At 62.5% G+C, this 25581-nt stretch carries 26 protein-coding genes; 11 read left to right on the top strand and 15 right to left on the bottom strand.

Annotated elements, in window-relative coordinates; translation table 11 throughout:
- Window positions 1-265: 265 nt before the first annotated feature.
- Both AC0L2D_RS14090 and AC0L2D_RS14085 read left to right on the top strand, forming a co-directional pair.
- Window positions 266-1387 carry a carbohydrate ABC transporter permease gene (locus AC0L2D_RS14090; RefSeq protein WP_024504588.1) on the top strand — a complete coding sequence of 374 codons (1122 nt, stop codon included), beginning with the start codon at window positions 266-268 and terminating at the stop codon, window positions 1385-1387.
- A 26-nt stretch (window positions 1388-1413) separates the two neighbouring features.
- Window positions 1414-2331, top strand: a complete 918-nt coding sequence (locus tag AC0L2D_RS14085) for a carbohydrate ABC transporter permease (RefSeq protein WP_013532185.1) — start codon at window positions 1414-1416, stop codon at window positions 2329-2331.
- Window positions 2332-2381: 50 nt separating this feature from the next.
- Here AC0L2D_RS14085 and AC0L2D_RS14080 read toward each other — a convergent pair whose 3' ends face one another.
- Together AC0L2D_RS14080 and AC0L2D_RS14075 are read right to left on the bottom strand one after the other, a co-directional pair.
- Window positions 2382-3125, bottom strand: coding sequence for a creatininase family protein (locus tag AC0L2D_RS14080; protein ID WP_063167792.1), 744 nt, complete (start codon window positions 3123-3125; stop codon window positions 2382-2384).
- A gap of 3 nt (window positions 3126-3128) precedes the next feature.
- Window positions 3129-3650 (bottom strand): SIS domain-containing protein, encoded by a 522-nt coding sequence (locus AC0L2D_RS14075; RefSeq protein ID WP_473541447.1) that lies wholly within the window; start codon window positions 3648-3650, stop codon window positions 3129-3131.
- Window positions 3651-3872: 222 nt separating this feature from the next.
- Here AC0L2D_RS14075 and AC0L2D_RS14070 point away from each other — a divergent pair, with 222 nt between their 5' ends.
- Entirely contained in the window at window positions 3873-4895 is a 1023-nt protein-coding gene (locus AC0L2D_RS14070) for an aldo/keto reductase (RefSeq protein ID WP_063167791.1), read from the top strand.
- 86 nt (window positions 4896-4981) lie between these two features.
- On the opposite strand, the gene AC0L2D_RS14065 is transcribed toward AC0L2D_RS14070, so the two are convergent.
- From AC0L2D_RS14065 to clpP, 4 genes are all read right to left on the bottom strand, one after another.
- The gene (locus tag AC0L2D_RS14065) at window positions 4982-5254 is read right to left on the bottom strand and encodes an HU family DNA-binding protein (protein ID WP_006201846.1); all 273 of its coding nucleotides are present in this window, start codon (window positions 5252-5254) and stop codon (window positions 4982-4984) included.
- A gap of 298 nt (window positions 5255-5552) precedes the next feature.
- A complete protein-coding gene (lon, locus tag AC0L2D_RS14060; protein WP_013532189.1) occupies window positions 5553-7964 on the bottom strand; it encodes an endopeptidase La in 2412 nt (803 codons plus the stop codon).
- A 306-nt stretch (window positions 7965-8270) separates the two neighbouring features.
- Window positions 8271-9545: an ATP-dependent Clp protease ATP-binding subunit ClpX gene (gene clpX / locus AC0L2D_RS14055; RefSeq protein ID WP_013532190.1), complete on the bottom strand. Its 1275-nt coding sequence runs from the start codon at window positions 9543-9545 to the stop codon at window positions 8271-8273.
- A 297-nt stretch (window positions 9546-9842) separates the two neighbouring features.
- Window positions 9843-10472 carry an ATP-dependent Clp endopeptidase proteolytic subunit ClpP gene (gene clpP, locus AC0L2D_RS14050; protein WP_013532191.1) on the bottom strand — a complete coding sequence of 210 codons (630 nt, stop codon included), beginning with the start codon at window positions 10470-10472 and terminating at the stop codon, window positions 9843-9845.
- 338 nt (window positions 10473-10810) lie between these two features.
- Between clpP and AC0L2D_RS14045 the strand changes: the two genes are divergently transcribed.
- Together AC0L2D_RS14045 and AC0L2D_RS14040 are read left to right on the top strand one after the other, a co-directional pair.
- Window positions 10811-11401, top strand: coding sequence for a hypothetical protein (locus AC0L2D_RS14045; RefSeq protein ID WP_473541363.1), 591 nt, complete (start codon window positions 10811-10813; stop codon window positions 11399-11401).
- A 49-nt stretch (window positions 11402-11450) separates the two neighbouring features.
- On the top strand, window positions 11451-12830 hold the full coding sequence (locus AC0L2D_RS14040) for a pyridoxal phosphate-dependent decarboxylase family protein (protein WP_473541362.1): 1380 nt from the start codon (window positions 11451-11453) through the stop codon (window positions 12828-12830).
- A gap of 25 nt (window positions 12831-12855) precedes the next feature.
- Here AC0L2D_RS14040 and AC0L2D_RS14035 read toward each other — a convergent pair whose 3' ends face one another.
- Window positions 12856-13959 carry an NAD(P)/FAD-dependent oxidoreductase gene (locus AC0L2D_RS14035; protein ID WP_224672960.1) on the bottom strand — a complete coding sequence of 368 codons (1104 nt, stop codon included), beginning with the start codon at window positions 13957-13959 and terminating at the stop codon, window positions 12856-12858.
- A gap of 103 nt (window positions 13960-14062) precedes the next feature.
- Between AC0L2D_RS14035 and AC0L2D_RS14030 the strand changes: the two genes are divergently transcribed.
- Both AC0L2D_RS14030 and AC0L2D_RS14025 read left to right on the top strand, forming a co-directional pair.
- Window positions 14063-15313: a cytochrome P450 gene (locus AC0L2D_RS14030; protein ID WP_473541361.1), complete on the top strand. Its 1251-nt coding sequence runs from the start codon at window positions 14063-14065 to the stop codon at window positions 15311-15313.
- Window positions 15314-15590: 277 nt separating this feature from the next.
- The gene (locus AC0L2D_RS14025) at window positions 15591-16475 is read left to right on the top strand and encodes an AraC family transcriptional regulator (RefSeq protein ID WP_063173648.1); all 885 of its coding nucleotides are present in this window, start codon (window positions 15591-15593) and stop codon (window positions 16473-16475) included.
- Window positions 16476-16529: 54 nt separating this feature from the next.
- Here the strand turns inward: AC0L2D_RS14025 and AC0L2D_RS14020 are convergent, their stop codons facing one another.
- The 7 genes from AC0L2D_RS14020 to AC0L2D_RS13990 all read right to left on the bottom strand — a co-directional run bounded on the left by AC0L2D_RS14020 (window position 16530) and on the right by AC0L2D_RS13990 (window position 21699).
- Window positions 16530-16880 (bottom strand): cupin domain-containing protein, encoded by a 351-nt coding sequence (locus AC0L2D_RS14020; RefSeq protein ID WP_473541360.1) that lies wholly within the window; start codon window positions 16878-16880, stop codon window positions 16530-16532.
- A 6-nt stretch (window positions 16881-16886) separates the two neighbouring features.
- Window positions 16887-18167, bottom strand: coding sequence for an O-acetylhomoserine aminocarboxypropyltransferase (locus AC0L2D_RS14015; RefSeq protein WP_024504598.1), 1281 nt, complete (start codon window positions 18165-18167; stop codon window positions 16887-16889).
- A gap of 226 nt (window positions 18168-18393) precedes the next feature.
- A complete protein-coding gene (locus AC0L2D_RS14010; protein ID WP_473541359.1) occupies window positions 18394-18915 on the bottom strand; it encodes a CoA-binding protein in 522 nt (173 codons plus the stop codon).
- Entirely contained in the window at window positions 18902-19666 is a 765-nt protein-coding gene (locus AC0L2D_RS14005) for a GNAT family N-acetyltransferase (RefSeq protein WP_473541358.1), read from the bottom strand. Before AC0L2D_RS14005 ends, AC0L2D_RS14010 begins: the two co-directional genes overlap by 14 nt.
- Entirely contained in the window at window positions 19663-20445 is a 783-nt protein-coding gene (locus AC0L2D_RS14000) for an AAA family ATPase (RefSeq protein WP_013532201.1), read from the bottom strand. The genes AC0L2D_RS14005 and AC0L2D_RS14000 overlap by 4 nt, the downstream gene beginning before the upstream one ends.
- Window positions 20445-20867 (bottom strand): VOC family protein, encoded by a 423-nt coding sequence (locus tag AC0L2D_RS13995; RefSeq protein WP_027162400.1) that lies wholly within the window; start codon window positions 20865-20867, stop codon window positions 20445-20447. Before AC0L2D_RS13995 ends, AC0L2D_RS14000 begins: the two co-directional genes overlap by 1 nt.
- 10 nt (window positions 20868-20877) lie before the next feature.
- Window positions 20878-21699, bottom strand: a complete 822-nt coding sequence (locus tag AC0L2D_RS13990) for an enoyl-CoA hydratase (RefSeq protein ID WP_224672966.1) — start codon at window positions 21697-21699, stop codon at window positions 20878-20880.
- A gap of 154 nt (window positions 21700-21853) precedes the next feature.
- Here AC0L2D_RS13990 and AC0L2D_RS13985 point away from each other — a divergent pair, with 154 nt between their 5' ends.
- The 3 genes from AC0L2D_RS13985 (at window position 21854) to rpsI (ending at window position 23482) form a co-directional block, all read left to right on the top strand.
- Window positions 21854-22318: a PaaI family thioesterase gene (locus tag AC0L2D_RS13985; protein WP_027162402.1), complete on the top strand. Its 465-nt coding sequence runs from the start codon at window positions 21854-21856 to the stop codon at window positions 22316-22318.
- A 215-nt stretch (window positions 22319-22533) separates the two neighbouring features.
- On the top strand, window positions 22534-22998 hold the full coding sequence (rplM, locus tag AC0L2D_RS13980) for a 50S ribosomal protein L13 (protein ID WP_013532205.1): 465 nt from the start codon (window positions 22534-22536) through the stop codon (window positions 22996-22998).
- A gap of 1 nt (window position 22999) precedes the next feature.
- Window positions 23000-23482: a 30S ribosomal protein S9 gene (gene rpsI / locus AC0L2D_RS13975; protein ID WP_023810272.1), complete on the top strand. Its 483-nt coding sequence runs from the start codon at window positions 23000-23002 to the stop codon at window positions 23480-23482.
- 192 nt (window positions 23483-23674) lie between these two features.
- On the opposite strand, the gene AC0L2D_RS13970 is transcribed toward rpsI, so the two are convergent.
- The gene (locus AC0L2D_RS13970; RefSeq protein ID WP_473541357.1) at window positions 23675-24574 is read right to left on the bottom strand and encodes a LysR family transcriptional regulator; all 900 of its coding nucleotides are present in this window, start codon (window positions 24572-24574) and stop codon (window positions 23675-23677) included.
- Window positions 24575-24664: 90 nt separating this feature from the next.
- Here AC0L2D_RS13970 and AC0L2D_RS13965 point away from each other — a divergent pair, with 90 nt between their 5' ends.
- Window positions 24665-25552 (top strand): aldo/keto reductase family oxidoreductase, encoded by an 888-nt coding sequence (locus AC0L2D_RS13965; protein ID WP_473541356.1) that lies wholly within the window; start codon window positions 24665-24667, stop codon window positions 25550-25552.
- Window positions 25553-25581 lie beyond the last annotated feature (29 nt).

The following is a 25581-nucleotide window of genomic DNA, read 5'->3' as shown; positions in this document are numbered from 1 at the left end:
GCACACTGGCCGTGGGGCCGCGGGCCGCGGCCCCCCGGGGGCCCGGCCGGGGGGGCCGGGGCGGCCGCCCGCGGGCCCGGGCCCGCGCGGGGGGGGGGGGGGGCCGGGCCCCCCCCCCCCCCCGCCCGCGGCCGCCACACCAACCCCACGCCCCCCCACCGGCCCCGCGCCGTGTCGCCGGCCCCCCCCCGCGGCCGCCGCCCCCCCCCCCCCACCACTTTAGACAGGCTCCGGCTCCTCGAGAGCCTTCAAACGGGCGAGATTTGTGGCTGACCAGACATCGACCGCGAACCCGTGGCCGGCAGATGCCGGCACTTCCGATCTGATCTCTCCAGGCCGTAAACGCCTTGGCTGGGCGCTGATGGCCGTTGCGACGCTTGGCCTGCTGGCGACGATCGTGCTGGAGATCCTCTACAAGGGCAGCCCCGATACGATCGGCTTCGAGACCTGGCGCCCCGTCGTCTATGCCTATGTGCTGTGGGGCGTGGCGATCGGTGTCGGCCAGGTGCTGACGCGCGGCGAAGACGGCCAGCGTGCCCTGTTTCTGCTGCCGGCGCTGCTGTTCACCATCGCCATGGTGATCTTCCCGACGCTGTTCGGTTTCTACATCGCACTCACCGACTGGAACCTCAGTTCCTTCAGCGGCCGCCGGTTCAACGGGCTCGACAATTTCTGGCAGATGCTGGGCGATCCCTACTACCGCAACGCGCTGTTCAACATGGTGCTCTACGTGCTGGCGGTGGCGGTCGAATATGTCATTGCCTTCGGCTTGGCGCTGCTCCTCAATGCCCAGATCCGGGCGCGAAAATTCTTCCGCGTCGTCTTCCTGATGCCGCTGATGCTGTCGCCGGTCGCGGTGTCGTGGATGATCGGCAAATCGCTGATGGAATACAGGTTCGGGCCGGCCGCAACGCTGGCGCGCCATCTCGGCTGGGAAAATCCCGCCTTCTTCTCCGATCCGATCATCGCGCGCATATCGATCATGATACTGGATGCCTGGACCTTCATTCCGTTCATGATGATCATGCTGCTGGCCGGGCTGCAGGCGATGTCGCGCGAGGTGCTCGAAGCCGCACGCGTCGACGGCGCCAATGCGTGGCAGACCTTCTGGCAGGTCACCTTCCCGCTGATGCTGCCGGTGTCGGTGACGGCGGTGGTCCTGCGCATCATCTTCAAGCTGAAGCTTGCCGACATCATCATCACCGTGACGTCCGGCGGCCCCGGCGGCGCCACCGATTCCGTGTCGAGCTTCATCTACCGCGAATACCGCGACCGCTCGAATGTCGGCTACGGAACCATGCTGGCGATGGCCTATCTGGTGATCATCGTTGTGTTCGTCACGTGGTTGTTGAAATTTGCCAACCGTTTTGTCCGCAATGTCAATTAAAGCAAGATGGGGGTGAATTGAGCCCGATGAGCGTTCAGACCACCGAATATGTCGCCTCGGAGATCCGCTCGCCGGCGAGCTTCCTCGCCAGCCGCGTCTTCATCTATGGCGCGCTGGCCTTCTGGGCGTTCATCTGCCTGTTCCCGATCTATTGGACGATCACGACCTCGTTCAAGACCGCAGTCGACGTCACGCAAGGCCATCTCATCCCCTTCGTCGACTTCCAGCCGGACTGGAAGGGCTGGCGTTCGCTCGGCCTGTCGCCGGACTCGATCTTCCAGACCTCGACCGTGCGCGAGGAGTTCCTCAAGCGCTTCATGAATTCGGTGATCACCTCGGTCGGCGCGTCGAGCCTCGCCATCATCATCGGCAGCCTCGCCGCCTACGGGCTCACCCGCTATCGCTACCATTTCGCCTGGTTCAAGAACGAGGACATCTCGTTCTTCTTCCTGTCGCAGCTGATCCTGCCGCCGGTGGTGCTGGCGCTGCCCTTCCTGGTGCTCTACCGCGAGGTCGGCCTGCTCGACACGCGCATCGGGCTGATCCTGCTCTACACGCTGATGGTGCTGCCGATCGTCATCTGGATCATGCGCGACCAGTTCAACTCGATCCCGGTCGAGCTCGAGGAAGCCGCCCTTGTCGACGGGCTGTCGATCTGGGGCGCGTTCTTCCGCATCGTCATGCCGATCGCGCTACCGGGCATGGTCGCCGCCTTCATCCTGGCGATGGTGCTGTGCTGGAACGAGTATTTCTTCGCCGCCCTTTTGACCTCGACCGACGCCAAGACAATTCCCGTCATGGTGGCGAGCCAGACCGGCTCGCAAGGCATCAACTGGTGGTCGATGGCGGCACTAGCGACGGCGGCCATCGCGCCGCTCGCCGTCATTGGCATCGCGTTGGAGCGCTATCTGATCATGGGCATGACCGCGGGCGCGGTGAAGTAGCATGGCGCCCTCTTACCTTCTCCCCCTTGTGGGAGAAGGGAAGCCGCGCGCTAGCGTCCCAATATTGCCCGCAGGTGGTCCATGATCATGGCGACGCCCTTCTGCCCGAGCTCTGCCGAAGCATCCTTGGCGCTCGCCGTGTACCAGCCGGTATTGTCGGCGAAGTGATTGGCATCGACAGCCTCCGGGCATAGCGCCAGCATCAGCGAGGTCTCGCCAATGCCGGCATGGTCGAACGGGTACTTGCCGTTCATGTCAGCCGACATCAGCGGATGCACCTGCACCCAGTTGAAGAAATTTTCACCCGCCGCGTGTCCTGAATAATAGTCCGCCATCGCCTGCGACCCCCACCAGCCCTCGCCGCGCTCCTTTTCGAGGAAGCGGAAGATCGCCTGGCGGCCGGCGGCCTTGAACGCCAGATCGGTCGGCATGCCGGCGACAAAGTTCTCGGTCTGGTGGTGGATAATGGCGTGGATGTTGCGGAAGCCGATGCGCAGCAGGCTGTAGAACAGTTCCTCGCCGAACGGCGCCAGCGCATTGCCGCCGACCTGCACCGAGCCGCTGCCTTCCGGCGGCGCCACCGCATAGCTTGCCGCACCGTAGTAGAAGGGCGGCAGGATGACGACGTCCTTCTCCTTTTCGAACAGCTCCAGCGTCTTGATGACGGCCAGCGTGTCCATGCCGACGGCCATGTGCTCGCCATGGTATTCCAGCACGCCGAGCGGCAGAGCGACCGGCCAATTCTCGGCGATCGCCCTGCGGATCTGGTGTGGCAGCATCAGTTCATAGCGCATGATCTATTCCATGTTGGTGTGGCGGGCGCGCATGGCTTCGGGCGACACGCCGGTCAATTCCCTAAGCTTCAGCACCATCACCTCAAACAGCAGGAACAGCGCGCCTTCGAACACCGAGCCCATCGGCAGGACCGATGTTTTTTGCGCCCCCTGATCGTTGGCCATGGTCTGCGCGGGAATGAGCAGCGTGAAGTCGGCAAGCCTTGCCGCGCTGCCTTCGGCCTGGGCGGTCAGCAGGAGATTGGTTGCACCTGCTTGGCGCGCGACCTGCATCAGGGTCAGCACGGTCGAGGTTTCTCCCGGCCCGGAACTGACCAGGAAGACATCGCTCTGCCCCAGCGGCGGCGTGTTCATGTCGCCGACCACGGAAACCGGCAGCCCCAAATGGTAGAGCCGCATGGCAAAACCCTTGACCTGCAAGGCCTCGCGGCCGCAGCCATAGACGACGATCTGTCGCGCGCCGGCCAGCATTTTGCAGGCGGCGTCGATCCGGCTTTCGTCGATGCGTGCCAGCACGCCACCCATCTCCTCAAGTGCGGTCTCGAACAGGCTTTTGCTCTTGTCGCTCACCGCAAACCCGCCATTGAAAAATCACCCTGGTATTTGCCGCTCTTGCTGCCACGAACAGCTTGATTTCGTTATGCTAGCAACCGTGAAAATGCGTGTCCAACGCGCAGCTATGCTTTTGCCTGATCACAGGCGTGATAGTGTCATGTCAGACAAATCAAGCGAGGCAAACGGCAGGATATGAAGACACGGCATTTCGACCGCATCGGCAATGGCGGCATCAGTTTCACCGAGCTCGGCTTCGGCGCGGCGCCGCTCGGCAATCTCTACCGTGCCGTCTCCGACGAGGACGCCAACGCCACGCTGGAGGCCGCCTGGGCGACCGGCTGCCGCTACTACGACACCGCGCCGCTCTATGGGCTCGGCCTCTCGGAAACGCGGCTCAACCCGTTCCTGCGCGGCAAGAAGCGCGACGACTATGTGCTGTCGAGCAAGGTCGGCCGGATCATGCGTGCCTGCCCGCCCGAAGAGCGCACCGGCATCGGCAAGTTCTTCGACACGCCATCACGCCGCGAGGTGTACGACTACAGCTATGACGGTGTCATGCGCTCGTTCGAAGCCTCGCTTGAGCGCCTCGGCGTCGACCGGATCGACATCCTCTTCGTGCACGATGTCGACATCTTCACGCATGGCAGCAAGGAAGCCTCCGACCGGCGCATCGAGGAGTTCATGCGCTCGGGCTATTACGGCCTGCTGTCGCTGCGCGACCAGGGCGTGATCAAGGCGTTCGGCGGCGGCATCAATGAGTGGCAGGTCGCGCAGACGCTGGCTGAGCGCGGCGACTTCGATCTGTTCCTGCTGGCCGGGCGCTATACGCTCTTGGAACAGGAGGCGCTGACGTCCTTCCTGCCGCTCTGCCAGGCACGCGGCATCGGCATCGTTCTCGGCGGACCCTACAACTCCGGCATCCTCGCAACAGGGCCGAAGCCCGGAGCCTACTACAACTACTCCGAAGCGCCGAAGGACATACTCGACCGGGTCGCCGGGATCGAGAACGTCTGCAAGCGTCATGGTGTCAGGCTGATCGAGGCCGCCCTGCAATTCCCGCTGCTGCATCCTTCAGTCGTTTCGGTGATCCCCGGTGGCCAACGGCCGAGCGAAGTCGAGAGCAATCGCTCGCTGCTCGATGCGAAACTGCCCGCAGCACTTTGGGCGGATCTCAAGGAGGAAGGTCTTATGCGCACTGATGCGCCGACCGCATAAGCCGGCCGCGTCGCGTCAGCGTCGGGCACCAAAATGAAAAGCCGGGCAAGCCCGGCTTTTCTGAGGTCTCTGAAAAGAAAAAACGCTTAGTTGACTGCGTCCTTGAGGCCTTTGCCGGCCGAGAACTTCGGCACGGTACGCGCCGGGATCTTCACTTCGGCGCCGGTCTGAGGATTGCGGCCGGTCGAGGCGGCACGCTTTGACACGGTGAAATTGCCAAAGCCGACAAGCCGGACATCGCCGCCCTTCTTCAGTTCGCCGGTGATCACGGAAAATACCGCATCGACCGCCGACTGCGCGTCACCCTTCGAAATGCTCGCGGCGTCGGCGACAGCGGACACCAGTTCGTTCTTGTTCATAAAAATTCCCTTCCATGAGAACACCGGAACTATCGACTCATCCGGCAGGAAACGGACTTTAGAAAGAAGCGCTCCCGCAACCAAGTCGAAAAGGCAGGAAAAAAGCGGAAAAAGCCCGGAATTCCGGGGTTTTTCACATGAAAAAGCCGGGCGCCAGGCCCGGCTCTCCGTTTGTGCGCTGCAACCTTGACGAAAACCAACGCATGGCCCCGAAAACCGTAGCCGGTTTGCGGCAAGGGCCATGCGCAAGTCTAAGCGTTAGAGCGTCCTTTGTGCGTCCAGATGGACGCCCGGCGCTCTAATGCGCCAGGGACTTTCCAGCGTCGTCGGCACTGTCTGTCGCAGCCGGCGGATTGACCGGCTCGACCCATTCGATCGGCTCCGGCATACGCACCAGCGCGTGGCGCAACACCTCGCCGACACGTGAGACCGGAATGATCTCCATGCCGTTCTTCACATTGTCCGGAATCTCCGCCAAGTCCTTGGCATTGTCTTCCGGGATCAGCACCTTCTTGATGCCGCCGCGCAGTGCGGCGAGCAGCTTCTCCTTGAGCCCGCCGATCGGCAGGATGCGGCCGCGAAGCGTTATCTCGCCGGTCATCGCCACATCCGCCCGGACCGGAATACCCGTCAGTACCGATACAATGGCTGTCGCCATGGCAGCACCTGCAGACGGGCCGTCCTTCGGCGTGGCGCCTTCCGGCAAGTGCACGTGGATGTCGCGCTTGTCGAACAGCGGCGGCTCGATGCCGAAATCGACGGCGCGCGAGCGGACATAGGAGGCCGCCGCCGAAATCGATTCCTTCATCACGTCGCGCAAATTGCCGGTCACGGTCATGCGGCCCTTGCCGGGCATCATGACGCCTTCGACCGTCAGCAGCTCGCCGCCGACTTCCGTCCAGGCGAGTCCGGTAACGACACCGACCTGATCGTCAGCCTCGACCTGACCGAAGCGGAAGCGTTCAACACCGAGGTAATCGGCGAGGTTCGCCGCCGTGATGTTCACCGTCTTCTTCTTCGTCTTCAGGATCTCGGTCACCGCCTTGCGCCCGAGCTTCATCAGCTCGCGCTCGAGGCTCCTGACGCCCGCTTCACGGGTGTAGGTCTGGACGATGGCGCGGATCGCGTCCTCACCGACGGAAAACTCCTTCGGCTGCAGCGCGTGATCGCGGATCACCTTAGGCATCAGGTGCCGCTTGGCGATCTCGATCTTCTCGTCCTCGGTGTAGCCGGCGATACGGATGATCTCCATGCGGTCCATCAAGGGCGCCGGGATGTTCAGCGTGTTCGCCGTCGTCACGAACATGACGCTCGACAGATCGTATTCGACCTCGAGGTAGTGGTCCATGAACGTCGAGTTCTGTTCCGGATCGAGGACCTCGAGCAACGCCGATGACGGATCGCCACGGAAGTCCTGGCCCATCTTGTCGATCTCGTCGAGCAGGAAGAGCGGGTTGGACTTCTTGGCCTTCTTCATCGACTGGATGACCTTGCCGGGCATCGAGCCGATATAGGTGCGCCGGTGGCCACGGATCTCGGCCTCGTCACGCACGCCGCCCAGCGCCATGCGGATGAACTCGCGTCCAGTCGCCTTGGCGATCGACTTGCCGAGCGAGGTCTTGCCGACACCGGGAGGGCCGACGAGGCACAGGATCGGCCCCTTCAGCTTCTTCTGGCGGCTTTGCACGGCGAGATACTCGACGATGCGCTCCTTGACCTTGTCGAGGCCAAAATGGTCGGTATCGAGCACGTTCTGCGCGAAAGCCAGATCCTGCTTGACCTTGGAGTTCTTGCCCCACGGGATCGACAGGATCCAGTCGAGATAGTTGCGCACGACGGTCGATTCAGCCGACATCGGCGACATCGTCCGGAGCTTCTTCAACTCGGCTTCCGCCTTTTCGCGGGCCTCCTTGGAGAGCTTGGTCTTCTTGATGCGCGCCTCTATCTCGGCGGCCTCGTCGCGGCCGTCCTCGCCTTCGCCGAGTTCCTTCTGGATCGCCTTCATCTGCTCGTTCAGGTAGTACTCGCGCTGCGTCTTCTCCATCTGGCGCTTGACACGCGAGCGGATGCGCTTCTCCACCTGCAGGACGGAGATTTCGGCTTCCATGAAGCCCATCGCCTTTTCCAGCCGCTCCTTGACCGACAGCGTGGCCAGCATCTCCTGCTTCTCAGGGATCTTGATGGCGAGATGCGAGGCAACCGTGTCGGCGAGCTTGGAATAGTCGTCGATCTGGCTGGCAGCACCCACCACTTCGGGCGAGATCTTCTTGTTCAGCTTGACGTAATTCTCGAAGTCGGTGACGACCGAACGCGCCAGCGCCTCAACCTCGACCTCTTCCTCTTCCGGCTCGACCAGCGCCGCGGCGCGGGCCTCGTGGAAATCGGGACGGTCGGTGAACGAGACGATTTTCGCACGCGAAGCGCCTTCGACCAGAACCTTGACGGTGCCGTCGGGCAGCTTGAGCAATTGCAGCACATTGGCGAGCGTGCCGATGTCGAAAATGGCATCGGGCTCGGGATCGTCATCAGCGGCATTCATCTGGGTGGCAAGCAGGATCTGCTTTTCCTGACCCATCACCTCTTCCAGCGCCTTGATCGACTTCTCACGCCCGACGAAGAGCGGAACGATCATGTGCGGGAACACCACGATGTCGCGCAGTGGGAGAACTGCGAAGACGCCGTCGCTGGGTGCCTTGGATACTTTGGCCATTGTCCAACCTTTCATGTCGCGGCCGCTAATTGAGCCAACCGCGAATCTTATATTAACGACCGGGGATCGTTCCGCCTACCACCGTTTGTGACGGGAGTTTTACAGCACAGAAATCGGGCACCTCGGCCTTCTCCAGTTAGTTGGATGCACGACCCCCAAAGATCAAGGGGCGTGTCCAAATCCGCACTCCCAACCCGTCCGCGAGTGACACATTTGCGACGCCAAGCCCGTACGCCGCGCAAACCGCTGTGCGACAGCAAAACGGCGCCTTGCGGCGCCGTTTCAGAATTTCGCTGCGGGCTCATGTCAGGCGCTGACATTGCCCTTCTTTTCCTTCTGCTCGGAGTAGATGTAGAGCGGCCGGGCACTGCCGGTCACCACCTCCTCCGAAATCACCACTTCGCGCACGCCTTCGAGTGCGGGAAGCTCGAACATCGTGTCGAGCAGGATCGCCTCCATGATCGAACGCAGGCCGCGCGCGCCGGTCTTGCGCTCAATAGCGCGCTTGGCGATCGCCGAAAGAGCGTTCTCATGGAAGGTCAGGTCGACATTTTCCATCTCGAACAGCCGCTGATACTGCTTGACCAGCGCGTTCTTCGGCTCGGTCAGGATCTGGATCAGCGCCGGTTCGTCGAGGTCTTCCAGCGTCGCCAGGACCGGCAGACGGCCGACAAACTCAGGGATAAGACCGAACTTCAACAGATCCTCGGGCTCGACCAGGCGGAAAACATCGCCAGTGCGGCGATCCTCCGGCGAAGCGACGACCGCGCCGAAGCCGATCGACGTCTTGCGGCCGCGATCCGAGATGATCTTGTCCAGCCCGGCGAAGGCGCCGCCGCAGATGAACAGGATGTTGGCTGTGTCGACCTGCAGGAATTCCTGCTGCGGGTGCTTCCTGCCGCCCTGTGGCGGCACGGAGGCGACGGTGCCTTCCATGATCTTCAAGAGCGCCTGCTGCACGCCCTCGCCCGACACGTCGCGGGTGATCGAGGGATTGTCCGACTTGCGCGAAATCTTGTCGATTTCGTCGATGTAGACGATGCCGCGCTGGGCGCGCTCGACATTGTAGTCGGCCGACTGCAACAGCTTCAGGATGATGTTTTCGACGTCCTCGCCGACATAGCCGGCTTCGGTCAGCGTCGTCGCGTCAGCCATGGTGAACGGCACGTCGATGATGCGGGCCAGCGTCTGCGCGAGCAGCGTCTTGCCGCAACCGGTCGGGCCGATCAAAAGGATGTTGGACTTCGCCAGTTCGACATCGTTGTTCTTGCCGGCATGCGCGAGGCGCTTGTAGTGATTGTGGACCGCCACCGACAGCACGCGCTTGGCGTAGGGCTGACCGATGACATAGTCGTCGAGAACCTTGAGGATCTCCTGCGGTGTCGGCACGCCTTCGCGCGACTTCACCATCGAGGTCTTGTTCTCTTCACGGATGATGTCCATGCAGAGCTCGACGCACTCGTCGCAGATGAAGACCGTCGGACCGGCGATCAGCTTGCGCACTTCGTGCTGGCTTTTGCCGCAAAACGAGCAGTAAAGCGTGTTCTTGGAATCGCCGCTGTTGTTGCCGACCTTGCTCATTTTCATGTCCTTTCATGGCCGCCCGCCGATGGTCTGGCTGAAAGGGCGCATACTCTATCTATCGCGGGAATCCGCCGCCGCCAGTGTGTCCCGGCTCCCGCAACGCATTCCGTACGAAACACAAATCAGAAAACGTGGCAATGATTCGCGACAACCCCGCATAAAGCTAAGCCGCCGAAACTCAACATAGCCTTAACGTAGGCAATCCTGTCCCCCGAGGGAACAGCCAATTGTGGCCGAAATGCCGCAAGACGCGCCAAAAGCGCGTGATGGTGCCATCCAACTGCCAACTTGCCTTTATGCCAGCGCCCCTTCGGCCGCCTCGCGCGACGAAATGACCTTGTCGATGAGGCCGAAATCCTTGGCTTCGTCGGCGGTCATGAAATGGTCGCGGTCGAGCGTTTTCTCGATCTCTTCATAGCTCTTGCCGGTGTGCTTGACGTAGACCTCGTTGAGGCGACGCTTCAGCTTGATGATATCCAGGGCATGGCGCTCGATGTCGGACGCCTGGCCCTGAAAGCCGCCGGAAGGCTGGTGAACCATGATGCGGGCGTTCGGCGTGGCAAAGCGCATGTCCTTGTGACCGGCAGTCAGGAGCAGCGAACCCATCGAAGCCGCCTGGCCGATGCAGAGCGTCGACACGGCCGGCTTGATGAACTGCATGGTGTCGTAGATCGCCATGCCCGAGGTGACGACGCCGCCCGGCGAATTGATGTAGAGGTTGATTTCCTTCTTCGGATTCTCAGCTTCGAGGAACAAAAGCTGCGCGCAGACCAGCGTCGCCATGCCGTCCTCGACCGGACCGGTGATGAAAATGATGCGCTCCTTGAGGAGGCGCGAGAAAATGTCGTAGGCCCGCTCGCCGCGATTGGTCTGTTCGACCACCATCGGAACGAGGTTCATGTAGGTTTCGACGGGGTTCTTCATCAGGTATCTCTTATCTCGCGGTGGGATTCCGGCGCCGGGAATGCCGGCAGATCGGGCAGAATCGGTTCTGGATCGTTATTCCGTAAATAGGATGCCGGCTCGTCCTTGTGCAAGGCCGACCCCTCCTAGCCATCTGGGTAAGTCGAATCAAGCTTTCTGACCAAGGATTCGCGGCGGCGGATGCTTCCGCGGGTCCGGAGCCGCATCGCCGGCCCCGCAACGTAGCAGTTTCTTAACCGCGTCACTTAACGAAATGCGCCGAAACCGCTTTTTTCCGAGACGGCTTCCTCTACAATTCAACGTTGAACTTATGCATAGAGTTCAACAGGGGGAGTGTCATGCCCGGGAAAACCGCATGCTTCACCATTGCCGGCCTGACCGTGCTCGGCACGATTTCGCAGACGGCGGCCGGCGGCCGCGCCGTCGAATGTTATGAGCCGGTCCGCAGTCCGGCCGTCTATGACACGGTCTATGAAGACGTGATGATCAGTCCGCCCGGTCAGCAGGTCGACTATATCGCCCCTATCTTTGGCACGCGCGAGCGCGTCGTGATGACCGTTCCGGCGCAAGTGACCTACCAGATCGTACCGGCCGTCACCCGCACCGTCTATCGTACGGTCCGGGTCGATGGCGGCGGCTATTCCTGGGAATGGCGCGTCATCCATGGCCGCAAGGTGCTGTGCAAGGTATGGCACAAGGCGCGCTACGAACGCGTCGCAGAGACCGTCGTGATCCGGCCAGAACGCACGCGGCGCGTCGTCATTCCCGCACAATATGACAGCATCGCCGAGGAGGTGCTGGTGCGGCCGGAACAAAGGCGCGTCATCGATGTCCCCGCCTCCTACCAGGCCGTCGCGCGTCGTGTGTTGGTCCGGGAAGGCTCATCCAGTTGGCGGCGGGTGCATATTCCCAGGCATTGCCAGGATTAGCGCGCATGGCGTACCCTGCTTCGCAGCGGATCTCCGTTGGGCTGAGGGCATGCGCGACCTGGAAATTTCCAATCAGGAATTGTCAGACCTTGCCGAAGAAGCCTTGGCGCTTGCCAAAGCTTATTGGGCCTCCCTCGAGGAACGTCGGACGTATCCCACGACCAGCGGCAAACAGACGACGGAACTCTTCTCGCGGCCTTGGCAGGAGAGCGGTCGTGGTCGGGAAGTCTTGCAGGATTTCAAGTCGATAGCGGAGCATGTGCGGCCTTCAACCGGCAGGTTCTTCGGTTATGTCGTCGGCTCCGGCGAACCGATCGGCGCGCTGGGGGAATTGCTGGCTGCGGTGCTCAATCAGAATGTGACGTCGTGGCGCTCGGCACCGGCTGCGACATCGATCGAACGCGCCGTCGTCGAATGGTTGGCGGAGGCTGTCGGTTGCCCCGGATTTACAGGCAGCCTGTGCGGCGGCGGCTCGACGGCGAACCTCATGGCCCTGGCGATGGCGCGGGAAGCGAAGCTGCCAGCCAACGAAACAGGCGTGCGACCGTGCGTGATCTATGCTTCCGAGCAAGTGCACATGTCCATTCCCAAGGCCGTCGCGCTGTTGGGGATCGGTAGAAAAAATCTCCGTTTGATCCCTGTCGACGACAAATTCAGGATGCGGACGGATGCCCTCCAGGCAGCTATTGCAGCCGACCGCGGCATCGGCAACATGCCCATCGCCATCGTGGCCACGGCCGGCACCATCATCTCCGGTGCGATCGATCCCCTTCCCGAAATCGCAGACATTGCCCGCAGGGAAGCGTTGTGGATGCATGTCGATGGGGCCTATGGGGGACTGGCGGCCCTGACCGTCCCGGAAAAGTTCCAGGGACTGTCTTTGGCGGATTCGCTGTCGCTCGATGCGCACAAATGGCTCTATCAGCCACTCGATTGCGGCTGCCTGCTCAATCGCAACCCAGACATTGCGCGCACGACTTTCTCGCACAGCGACGACTACGTCAGGATATTGAGCGAAGACCCAACGGAAGCATTTGCATTCTTTGAAGAGTCGATCGAACTGTCTCGGCGCTTCCGTGCGCTGAAGCTCTGGATGTCGCTGCAGTATCACGGGCGCCGTGCCTATCGCGAAGCCATCGCGCGCGATCTCTACCATGCCCAGATGCTGGTACAGGCAATCGCTTCACAGCCGGAGCTTGAGCAGCTTGCGCCGGTATCGCTAAGCGCGGTCTGTTTCCGTCACCGCTCTAAGGACAACGAAGCGATCCTGCGCCGCGTGATCGCGCGCGGCCGCGTGTATCTGTCGAATGCAACGATCAGCGGTCAGTTCGCGCTGCGGGCGTGTTTCGTCAATCACAGGACGACCTTGGATGACGTGCGGGCGATTGTGTCCGAAGTCATTGCCGCCGCAGACGAACTCAATCATTGAACCGCTGCGGATTTGGCCTCGTGTTTCAGGCGACCTCCGCCCGCAGCCATGCCTTCAGACCGGCGATATCCCCATCGCCGACAGCAGCGGCAACGCGCCTGCCGACCGCAGCGCCGAACTTGTAGCCGTGGCCGGAGCATGCCGAGACAACAAGGCATTTGCCCTTTTCATGCGCCATGAATTTTTCGTCTGATGTGAAAGTGTAGGCGCAGGTGACGACTTCGGTCACCTGATACTCTTCGATGCGGGCGATCGGCGGCGAAAACAGGTTGCGGATCGCCTCGCCCTCGCCCGCCACCGGCTCGCGGTTCCAATCGGCGTCGCTGGTCGGCACCTTGTGCAGCCCGGACCCGAACTTCATGCCGGCGCCGCCGGAGGGCGGGATCACATAGCCGTCGATCGCGCCGCCGACATCGAGCACGACCGGTGCCGCCTGCCAGGCCGCCTTGAGGTCGGCCGGCGGTTCGACATAGGCAAGTGCGGTTCGATAGGTCTTCAATTCTCCATCCAGTTCTGGAAACAGTTTTAGCACCCAGGCGCCGGCGGCGACGACGATGCGGTCGGCCTGCATCGTCGAGCCGCTTTCGAGCACGATGTGGCCGGCTTCGGCGTCGACCTCGACCACCTTGCTGTTTTCGTAGACATTGGCGCCGTTGGCGCGCAGCCACTTTGCCAGGCCGGACGCGATCTTGCGGCAATGCAGGGCGCCGCCTTCGGTCGAGAAATAGGCGTAGCGAAACGAGCCGGCTTCCAGAAACGGCCAGCGTTTCACGGCTGCATCGGGCTCCAGCAGTTCGAACGGAAAATTGCCTTCTTCCAGGCCCTCGCGATATTCCTCGGCCTCGTCGCCGGGCTCGCGCGAAATGCAGACAAATCCTCTGGGATCGAGGTGGCTTTCGCCGAGATCGGCCCACATCTCGTCCCAGGCCTGGTAGGCTTCGGTGATCAGCCGGCCGTAGCCGGTCCCCGCGCGATAGGCGCGGCGGATGATGCGATGATGGTCGCCCGACGCGGCCAGCGGGTTCGGGATCGGCCCCTGCTCGACGATCGAAACGCTGTGACCCGCCTTGACCAGCGACCACGCCGTCGAGAGGCCGACAATACCCGCACCGACAACGATCACCTTCATCAAATCAGACTTTCCGCAGCCGGTCGGCTGGCTCAACGTATTGGATTGCGGGCGCCAACATACGGTCTGGAATCAGGCTGGCAAGCCGCGCTATTGGTCTGGCATGAGCAAATTGACGCCACCCGCCCTGGCCTTTGATCCAGCCACTCGACATCTGCGGCTCGACCCGCACGAGCCGGCTTTTTTTCAAAACCCTTATGATGCCTATGCTTTCCTCCACGGCGTATCGAATGCATTCTTCTGGGAAGAATTCGGCTTCTGGTGCTTTGGCGGTTTCGACGACGTCAACCGGCTGCTGCGCGACCGCCGTTTCGGCCGCCAGAATCCGGCCGGCATTCCACACAGTCGCGGCATCGGACAGGACCGCAGCCATCTCAGGGCCTTCGACGGCGTCGAAGCCAATTCGATGCTGGAACTGGAGCCGCCGGTGCACACGCGGCTGAGAACACTGGTCAACCGCGCCTTCGTCTCGCGTCAGGTCGAACGGCTGCGGCCGCGTGTCGAGGCTTTGGCCAACGAGCTGATCGACCGTTTCGAACCAGGCAAGACGGTCGACCTGTTGCCTGCCTTCGCGGCGCCCTTGCCGATCACCATCATTGCCGAAATGCTCGGTGTGCCGGTCGACATGGGGCCGCAACTGCTCGACTGGTCGCACCAGATGGTTGCCATGTACATGCATGGCCGCACGCGCGCGATCGAAGAGACGGCCAACCGCGCCGCGGGCGAATTTGCCGATTTCCTGCGTTTCCATGTCACCGAGCGACGCAAGAACCCTGGCGACGACCTGCTGTCGCTGCTGATCTCGGCGCAGGAGGACGGCAAAAAGCTGTCGGAGGACGAGATGGTGTCCTCGGCGATCCTGCTGCTCAATGCCGGTCATGAAGCGACAGTGCATCAGACCGGCAACGCTGTCCGTTCGATCCTTATGCAAGGCGGCGATGTCAGCCGCTTCTTCGGCTCACCCGAAGCGACCGCGGCAACGGTCGAGGAATGCCTGCGCTTCGACGCGCCGCTGCACATGTTCACGCGCTATGCCTACCAGGAGATCGAAGTCGCGCCTGGCATTGTCGTGCAGCCGGGCCAGACGATCGGGCTGCTGCTGGGCATGGCCAATCATGACCCGCGCGCCTTCGCCGAACCGCAAGCTTTCCGGCCCGATCGTCCGGACCAGAAGAACGTGTCATTCGGCGCCGGCATCCATTTCTGCATCGGCGCGCCGCTGGCCAGGCTAGAATTGCAGGTGTCGCTGAAAACCCTGTTCGAACGGCACCCGAAGCTGCATCTTGCCGAAAGGCCAAGCTTCCGCGACACTTACCACTTCCATGGGCTGGAAAGGCTCGCCGTCGGCTTTTGACGAAGCGCGGATTTGGGCGCCGGCCTATTCCAGCCATAGCGCCAGCAGCAACCACAAGGTCGGCTCACCGGACCGCCCACGATGCCCTTCCACGACAAGGCACCGGAAGCTGTCTCAGCCAGTTCCAGCGAAATAGTCATACGCAGGCAGCACAAGCTTGGGGGAGAGCCTGAAGGCCGTTGCTGGCAGCCCCTGTCGATCCATGCCAAATCGCAAGATCGGTCGAGCGCGATATATCCGGAAAGGCCTAACTGGTGTCGTCACGGAGAAAGAGACGTTGAAGGCCGCACTTGAAAACTACCAAGCCCGAATGCAGCGGGTGCTAGACCATATAGACCAGCATCTGGATGACGATCTGGGGCTGGAGGCGTTGAGCGGTGTCGCGGCGTTCTCGAAATATCATTTCCACCGGCAGTTCACGTCCACCTTCGGGGTGTCCGTGCATCGCTATGTCCAGCTCGCCCGCATGAAGCGTGCTTCGTACAGACTTGCCGAAAGTGACGCCCAAAGCGTCACCGACATAGCCATGGATGCCGGTTACGACGCGCCGGATGCCTTCGCCCGCGCCTTTCGGCAACGGTTCGGACAATCGCCGTCGTCGTTCCGGAAGTCTCCCGACTGGGGGTCGTGGCTCATGGCCTTCGGGCCCCTCGAAAAAGCAAGGAACACGCTTATGCAGATAATCTTTGAACACGACGACGTGACGATCCGCGATGTGCCCCCGACGCCGGTGGCGATCATGGAGCACCGCGGAGACCGGGCGACGCTCCAGGACACCATCCAGCGGTTCATCGCCTGGCGCAAGGCCGCGGGCTTGTCGCCCGAGACAAGCCCGACCTTCAACGTCTTCCGTTCCGAAAGGGAGCCCGCGGTCCCGGCTGACTACAGCATGGACATTTGTGCCGGGACCGACCGGCCGATCGAGGCGAATGACGCGCAGATGAAGGCTGGCGTGATCCCCGGCGGGCGCTGCGCGGTGCTGCGCTACCCTGGCAATACCAACAATCTCGAACCCGCAGCACTTTATCTTTATCGTGAATGGCTTCCGGCCAGCGGCGAGGAAGCACGCGACTTTCCGATCTATTGCCAACGACATCTGTCCCACTTCCCGGAGGGCCCGCTACGCGAAGTGGTCGTTGAACTCTTTCTGCCTCTGAAATAGCTCGGCAGGACAGCGGTTTGTCCCCCCGATCGCGAGCATCATGGCGACGCGAGATCAAAGCTTGATCACATACTCCTTGCGAGTCGTTTCAAGCACTTCCCAGCTGCCCTTGAAGCCGGGCTTCAGCACAAAGCTGTCGCTGGTCTTGACGGTGCGCGCTTGCCCACCGTCCTCCGCGATCACCGAAACGCCGGACAGGATGTGGCAGAACTCCCACTCGTCATAGACGATGCGCCATTTGCCCGGGGTCGATTCCCATATGCCGGCATAGAGGCCGCCGTCGCGCTCCTCGACATTCCAGGTGCGGAATTTGGGATCGCCCGAGATCAGCCGGTCGGGCGCCGGTGCACCCTGTTCGGCGTCGACAGCGTCGACGCCGATGGAAAGAAAGTTTGACTCGCTCATGATCGGTCAGACCTTGGCTAGAGCCTGTTCGAGGTCGGCGACGATGTCGTTGACGTCCTCGATGCCGATCGAAAGCCGCACCGTGTCCGGTCCTGCGCCGGCCTTGACCTTCTGCTCGTCGGAAAGCTGGCGGTGCGTGGTCGAGGCCGGGTGGATGACCAGCGACTTGGTGTCGCCGACATTGGCGAGGTGCGAGAACAGCTCGAGCGCCTCGACGAATTTGACGCCCGCGTCATAGCCGCCCTTCAGCGCGAAGGTGAACACGGCGCCGGCGCCAAGCGGTGAGTACTTCTTCTGCAGCGCGTTGTTCTTGTCTGAGGGCAGGCCGGGGTAATTCACCGATGCGACCTTGGGGTGGTTGGACAGCCAGGCGGCAACCGTCACGGCATTGTCACAGTGGCGCTGCATGCGCAGCGGCAGGGTTTCCAGGCCGGTCAGGATGAGGAAGGCGTTGAACGGGGAGATCGCCGGGCCGAGATCGCGCAGGCCGAGCACGCGCGCGGCAATGGCGAAGGCGAAATTGCCGAAGGTTTCGTGCAGGACAAGACCACCATATTCGGGGCGCGGTTCCGACAGCATCGGGTATTTGCCCGATTTCGACCAGTCGAAGGTGCCGCCGTCGACGATGGCGCCGCCGATCGAATTGCCGTGACCGCCGATGAATTTGGTCAGCGAATGGACGACGATGTCGGCGCCATGCTCGATCGGCCGGATGAGGTAGGGCGAGGCCAGTGTGTTGTCGACGATCAGCGGCAGGCCGTGCTTGCGCGCGATGTCGCCGATCTTCTCGATGTCGACGAAGGTGCCGCCCGGATTGGCGAGGCTTTCGATGAAGATCGCCTTGGTCCTGTCGTCGATCTGGCTTTCGAAGGTCGAGATATCGTTGGTGTCGGCCCATCGCACCTCCCAGCCATAATTCTTGAAGGCATGGCCGAATTGGTTGATCGAACCGCCGTAAAGCTTGTTGGCCGCGACGAAATTGTCGCCCGGCTGCATCAGATTGTGGAACACGATCACCTGCGCCGCATGGCCGGAGGCGACCGCGAGTGCCGCCGTGCCACCTTCAAGGGCCGCCATGCGCTCTTCCAGCACCGCCTGGGTCGGGTTCATGATGCGGGTGTAGATGTTGCCGAAGGCCTTCAGCCCGAACAGCGACGCGGCATGGTCTGCATCGTCGAAGACGAAGGAGGTCGTCTGGTAGATCGGCGTGGCGCGCGCGCCGGTCGCCGGATCGGGCTTGGCACCGGCGTGGACGGCGAGCGTGTTGAAACCTGGCGTGCGGGTCACTGAAAACCTCCCTTTTGAAACTCTTGAAATCGCCGGGCATTCTTGGCGAAGCATGAGCGCGAATGCAAAGAAGAAAATACCCTTCGGCTAGCGATCTGCGGCCGAGGCCCGAGAAAATGCGCTGGCCTAAGGAATAATTTTGCGCCTAAGGCGCATCGCGCGTCAGGCCTTGCTTTTGGTGCACGTCGTTATCCCAAAACCGCTGCGCACTTTTGAGCGACGTGCACTACTTCTGCCGCACGCCAAAACTCTGGAATCCCGACCGCATCAGCGGCTTCTTCGACGACAGCACGCCGGAATTGACGCCGGTCCAACCGATCTCGCCGGACAGCTTGCCATATTCGATCTTGGGGCAGCGGTTCATCACCACCTTTATGCCGGCGGCCTCGGCGCGGGTGGCGGCCTCGTCATGGCGCACGCCAAGCTGCATCCAGATCACTTTCGGCAAGGGATCAAGCCGCAGTGCCTCGTCAACGATGCCGGGCACTGCCGCCGGCGCGCGAAAAATGTCGACCATGTCGATCGGCTCTGGAATATCGGCGAGCCTCGCATAGGTCATCCGGCCGAGGATCTCCTTGCCGGCCTGGCCAGGATTGATCGGAAACACCGAAAATCCCTTGGCCAGCAGATATTTCAGCACGAAATAGCTTGGCCGCACATCATTGGCGGACGCGCCGACCATGGCGATGGTCTTCACCGAATTGAGGATGCCGGCAATGTAAGTGTTGTCGTAGCTATCGTGGTTCATGCGGCTTCCTACGGTAGTGGTATCGGTAAAGTTCACGGCTGAACCCAAGCGAGGCATAGAGTGCGCGGGCCGGTGTGTTGTCGGCCACCACCTGCAAGCATGCGGCGTGAGCCCCTGCCCGCCGCGCCCAGCCGATGAGGCCGCCGATGGTCTTGCGGCCCAGGCCTTGCTGCCTGAAACGGCCATCGGTTTCAACCGATTCCACCACAAGCAGGCCATTGCGGATGACACCATAGGCCAGGGCGGCAATTTGGCTGTCGCGGTCACAGGATACGAACGCCCGATCGCCGACGATCAGCCCGGTCATCTCGCGAAAGATGCGGCGGTCGGCTTCGTCAAAGGCTCCCATGCGGAACCGCGCCGCGAGCCAGTCCTCGCCCGGCACCTTCAAAACGGTGACCTGCTCATCGCGAACTTCAGCCAGGTCGCCGATCCCGGCATGGAGATGGATCGTGCCGCCTTCCGGCTGGTAGCCACGATGGTCGAGAGCGGCTTCGAGCTCGCCGGCGATGCCGGGAACCCGAAACAAGGGCGTCTGGCCGTGGCCGATGTAGAAGGACTCGGCGGCGTCGACGACCGCATCAGGCACGCCCCGCTTACCGCGCAAGGGATTGGCCGAATTGGTGCGCCGGATCCGTCCGCCCGATCGCCGTAGAAGCCAGCCATCAACCACCGTCTCGGTCGCCGCCGGCCAGCCTTCGCGGCACGCCTGCTCGACGCGCCAATTGAGGTCATCATCGCCGGCGCTCACGCGTCATCCTCCCGCAGTGCTTCCTCCATAAAGGCCTGCGGATCGGTGCAGAAGTCGCGCATCATGCGAAAATGATCGGTATCGCTGAAATCCGTGGGATCGAGCCCGAAGCGGCTGATGCGGAACAGCCGCGCGCCAGGACAAGCCATCAGCAGCGGCGAATGCGTCGCCATGATCACTTGCGCGGTGCCCGACTGGTCCATGCGCCGCAGCATCTTGAGCAGCTCGATCTGTCGCGTCGGCGACAGTGCGCTTTCGGGTTCGTCGAGGATGTAGATGCCTTGCCTGCGGCAGCGCTCCTCGAAAAAACGGATGAAGCCCTCGCCATGCGACCAGGACAGGAAGTCCGGCGGCGGGGGCCTGAAAGGGTCTTCCAGTGCCGCCTGATCGAGATATCGGGCCACGGAGTAGAAGGATTCGGCACGAAAGAACCAGCCGGCAGTGACTTTCGGCAGCCAGTGGCCACGGAACGTGTTTGCCAGCGCAGCACCGCTCTTGTCGATGGCGCTGGAATGGTCGACCGGCCTATATCCCTTGCCGCCACCGGCTTCGTCATAGCCGGCCAGCGCACCGATCGCCTCGAGCAGCGTCGATTTGCCGGTGCCGTTCTCGCCGACGATGATGGTGATCGGCGTGGTGAATTCGAGTTCGAAGTCGTGGCCGCGAAACAGCGGCAGGTTCCATGGATATTTTTCCCAATCCTCGACCCGCACGGCATCGAGCAGGATGCGCTTCAGATAGGGAGCCTTGAGCCGCGTCAGCTGCTTGCGATGGGCCATCAGCCAGGTAGCGAAATCGTGCCGTCTTCGGCGATCGGAAAGGCCGGATTGTGCGCCACTTCCCAGACATGCCCGTCGGCGTCGGCGAAGTAGCCGTACCAGCCGCCCCAGAAGGCGCGGCCGGCCGGCTTGACGATGCGGCCGCCGGCTTTTTCCGCCCTGGCGAGCACGTCGTCGACTTCGGCGTCGGAGCGGGTGTTGTAGGCGAGGTAGACCGCCGATGGCGCCGCGGCGAAGGCGATGCCGGAATCCTCTTCTGCGCTGGCACGTGGGAACAGACCAAGAATGACGCCGCCCATCTGGAAGAAGGCGACACCGTCGGTGATACCGGCATGCCGCTTCAAGCCCATAGCCTCGTAAAAGCGCACCGCGCGGTCCAGATCATCGGTGGCGATGGTAATGATAGAGATTCGCGGCTCCATGGTGCTGCTCCTATTCGTCCGTCCATTCCGGCTTGCGCTTGCCGATGAAGGCGCCGATGCCTTCCTCGGCGTCGCGCGCGAGCATGTTTTCGACCATGATCCGGCCGGTATAGGTGTAAGCATCCGCCAGCCCCATTTCGGCCTGCGCGTAAAACGCCTCCTTGCCCGTCTTGACCACCAAAGATGATTTGGAAGCAATGGTTTGCGCGTATTTGGTGACGATCTGATTCAGGTATTCACGCGGCACGACGCGGTTGACCAGGCCGAATTCCTTGGCGGTTGCCGCATCGATTGTCTCGCCGGTCAACAGCATCTCCATCGCATGCTTGCGCGAGACGTTGCGCGACAGCGCCACCATCGGCGTCGAGCAGAACAGGCCGATGTTGACACCCGGCGTACAGAAGGTCGCCTCATGCGAAGCGATCGCCAGGTCGCAGCTGGCGACCAGTTGCAGCCCGGCGGCGGTGGCCAGGCCGTCAACCTCGGCGATGACAGGCACTGGATGACACACGATCGCCTGCATCAGCGTCGCACAAGCTGCAAACGTCTCTGCGAAAAAGGCCTTGCCATGATCGGCGTCAGTGCGGCGCGCGGTCATTTCCTTGAGATCGTGGCCGGCGCAGAACACCTTGCCGGCAGCCGACAAGACGATGACGCGAACGGCCTTGTCGGCCCTGGCGCGCTCGAGTTCGGCCGTCAGCGCCGCCATCACCGCCAGCGACAGCGCGTTGGCAGGCGGATTAGCGAGTGTGAGGCGCAGCACGCCCTTGTCCAGTTGTGCAACCACCGGACCCTCAACGGCGGCAGGCTTGATGGCAAGGATTTCGGCCATGGATAAGGTTCTCCGCGATTCCGCTGGGGCTGCCAGACTATCTAATACCGGATCAGGTTTCGTCCAACACCGATCGCTTGCGCCAAGGGACGAAGGTTGTCAGAAATGCCGCGCTGCGCTCATACAGGCCTGGCGCAAAGCGAGAGACTAAGACATGCCCGCTCAGACCAACCTCAAGCCCGTGCTGACCGCGCAACAAGTCAATGCGCTGATGGAAACCGTCTATCCGCAGCTCAATGAGCAGTTCAAATATTTCGAGGCGATCGACGTGTTCCCGGGCGGCTGCACCGTGCGGCTCAACGCCGGCGAACGGCATTTGCGTCCCGGCGGCACGGTGTCCGGCCCCTCGCTGTTCACGCTGGCCGACATTGGCGGCTACGTCTGCGTGCTCAGCCATGCCGGGCCGGATGCGCTTTCGGTCACCGTCAACCTCGACATCAATTTCGTGCGCAAGGCCGAGGCAGGACCGATCGACGGCCATTGCCGCATCCTGAAGCTGGGAAAGAGCCTGATGGTGTTCGACATCGACATCGTTGCCGGCCCAGACGGACACACGGTGGCGCATGCCACCGGCACCTATTCGATCCCGCCGAAGCGGAATGGTGATGTGGTAAAATAATACCTTTTGTCCAAGCTATTGTTTTTGCTACATTTTACCTGATATCTACCTTTTCGTTCGCCTTGACGCGGTCACCACCCTCGCCTATAAGCCTCCACGAAGCAGCGGCCCGCAAAGGCCGCCGTTTTGTTATTGGCGGCGGGCAAGCGCCTTTCGCCAATCCAAGCAACAAGAAACGCCTTCTCTTATGAAGGTCAAAACCGAGAGCAGAAAACATGACAACCTTTTCGCAGAAGCCTGCGGATGTGGTGAAGAAGTGGATCCTGATCGACGCCGAAGGTCTCGTCGTCGGTCGTCTGGCCACTGTCATCGCCAATCATCTCCGCGGCAAGCACAAGCCGACCTTCACCCCGCACGTCGACGACGGCGACAACGTCATCGTCATCAATGCCGACAAGGTGGTGTTCACCGGCAAGAAATTCACCGACAAGGTCTATTACTGGCACACCGGCCACCCAGGCGGCATCAAGGAGCGCACCGCGCGCCAGCTGCTCGAGGGTCGTTTCCCCGAGCGTGTCGTCGAGAAGGCCGTTGAGCGCATGGTCCCGCGTGGCCCGCTCGGCCGTCGCCAGATGAAGAACCTGCGCGTCTATGCAGGCGCCGAGCATCCGCATGTCGCCCAGCAGCCCGTCGTGCTCGACGTGGCCAAGCTGAACGCCAAGAACAAGAAGGTCGCATAAGATGGCTGAGCTTTCCTCGCTCGCAGAACTGGGCGCCGCCACCGGCAACACCAATACCCAGCCGGCGGCCCCCGTCCACGTCCAGAAGCTCGACAAGTCGGGCCGCGCCTATGCCACCGGCAAGCGCAAGAACGCCATTGCGCGCGTCTGGGTGAAGCCGGGTTCCGGCAAGATCATCGTCAACGACAAGGAATTCGCGACCTATTTCGCGCGTCCGGTCCTGCAGATGATCCTCAACCAGCCGATCATCGCCTCCAACCGCGCCGGCCAGTACGACATCGTCGCGACAGTCGTCGGCGGCGGTCTCTCCGGCCAGGCTGGCGCCGTGCGTCACGGCATCTCCAAGGCGCTGACCTACTACGAGCCGACGCTGCGCGCCGTGCTCAAGAAGGGCGGCTTCCTGACCCGCGACAGCCGCGTCGTCGAGCGCAAGAAGTACGGCAAGGCCAAGGCCCGTCGTAGCTTCCAGTTTTCCAAGCGCTAAGCACTTCGCAGCTTCAGACAATCGAAAAGGCCGCCTCCGGGCGGCCTTTTTGTTTGCGGCTCGGCAGTCACCCCACCCACGCCTACGGCGCGACCTTCCCATCGAGGGGAGCTAGAAGAGCGCGGCGCCCTACCTCCCCCAATGGGGAGGTCGGCGCGGAGCGCCGGGTGGGGTGATGGCGCCGGAAACAGGTCAGGCCTTGCTGCCCTTGATATAGTCGATGAACGCCCGCAGCGGGGCCGGAACCAGGCGCCGGCCGGGATAATAGAGAAACGGTCCGGGAAAACTCTGCCACCACGGTTCGAGCACGGACTCAAGAGCGCCGCTGTCGAAGTAAGGGCGCAGCCAGCCCTCGAAGAGGCCGATGATGCCGGTGCCGGCAATAGCCGCGTCGACGGCAAGATCCGTCGCCCCGCCGATCCGCACGATCAAGGGGCCTGTCGGATCGACCCGCACCACCTCGCCGTCTCGCTCGAATTCCCACGGCAGCATCGCACCGCTGGCAAAGCGCCCACGCACGCAGGAGTGGCCAAGCAGGTCGCTCGGGTGTTGCGGGCGCCCATGGCGAGCAAGATAGGCAGGGCTGGCGGCGGTGGCGAAACGCTGCACGCGCGGTCCGATCGGCACCGCGATCATGTCCTGTTCCAGCCGCTCGTCATAGCGGATGCCGGCGTCACAGCCGGCCGCCAGCACGTCGACCAAGTTCTCGTCGGCGATCACCTCCAGCCGGATACCGGGATAGGCGGCGAGGAAACCAGGGACGATGTCGGGCAATATCAGCCGCGCAGCACTGACCGGCACGTTGAGACGCAACGAGCCAGCCGGCCTGTCGCGAAAACCGTTCACCACGTCCAGCGCCGCCTCCACCTCCGACAGCGCCGGGCCGAGCCGCTCCAGCAGGCTGAGGCCCGCCTCGGTCGGGACAACGCTGCGCGTCGTGCGGTTGAACAGCCTGACACCGAGCTGCACTTCCAGGCGACGCACCGCCTCACTCAGGCCGGAGGCGCTGCCGCCGCTCGCACGCGCGCCGTCGCGAAAGCCGCCGGCGCGCGCCACCGCCACGAAAGCATTCAGATCGCTGAGGTCCATCATTGTTCGCCATTCCGCACGGCCTGTGTGGATTGTACCGGATTATCACGAGGTTGGGCAGCGCCTATCTCTGCCTCCTCAAGGAGATCAATCATGTCCAACATCCAACAATCCGGCACCTTCGCCCCCGCCACCTTCAAGCTTGGCAGCCGCACCGTGAAGCGGCTCGGCTACGGTGCCATGCAACTCGCGGGACCCGGCGTGTTCGGGCCGCCCAAGGATCATGACGCGGCATTGGCCGTGCTGCGCGAGGCGATTGCGCAAGGCGTCGACCATATCGATACCAGCGACTTCTACGGTCCGCACGTCACCAACCGGCTGATCCGCGAGGCGCTGGCGCCCTACCCCCAAGATCTCGTCATCGTCACCAAGATCGGTGCCCGGCGCGGCGCGGATGGATCGTGGCTGCCGGCCTTTTCCGCGGAAGCGCTCACCCAGGCGGTACACGACAATCTCAGCAATCTCGGGCTCGAGGTGCTCGACGTCGTCAACCTACGCATCATGTTCGATACCCATGGCCCCGCCGAGGGATCGATCGAAGCGCCGCTCACCGTGCTGGCCGAGCTCCAACAACAGGGTCTGGTCAGGCACATCGGGCTGAGCAACGTGACGCCGGCGCAGATCGCGCAAGGACGGGGGATCGCCGAGATCGTCTGCGTGCAGAACCAGTACAATCTGGCGCATCGCGGCGACGATGCCCTGATCGACGATCTTGCCCGCGATGGCATCGCCTATGTGCCGTTCTTCCCGCTCGGCGGCTTCAACCCGCTGCAATCCTCCACCCTGTCGGAAATCGCGGCGCGCCTCGGCGCCACGCCAATGCAGGTCGCGCTCGCCTGGCTGCTGCGCCGCGCGCCCAACATCCTGCTGATCCCCGGCACATCGTCGGTCGGGCATCTCAGGGAGAACCTCGCTGCGGCTGAACTGGAATTGCCACAGCATGCGCTCAGCGAACTGGACGGCGTGGCGCTAGCGGCTTGAAGCTAGCCAATCTCCCCCTCGTGAGGGAG

It is taken from the genome of Mesorhizobium sp. WSM4833 (assembly GCF_055811095.1).
Note: the sequence above shows the minus strand (reverse complement) of the source record. Positions and strands in the feature narration are given on the sequence as shown.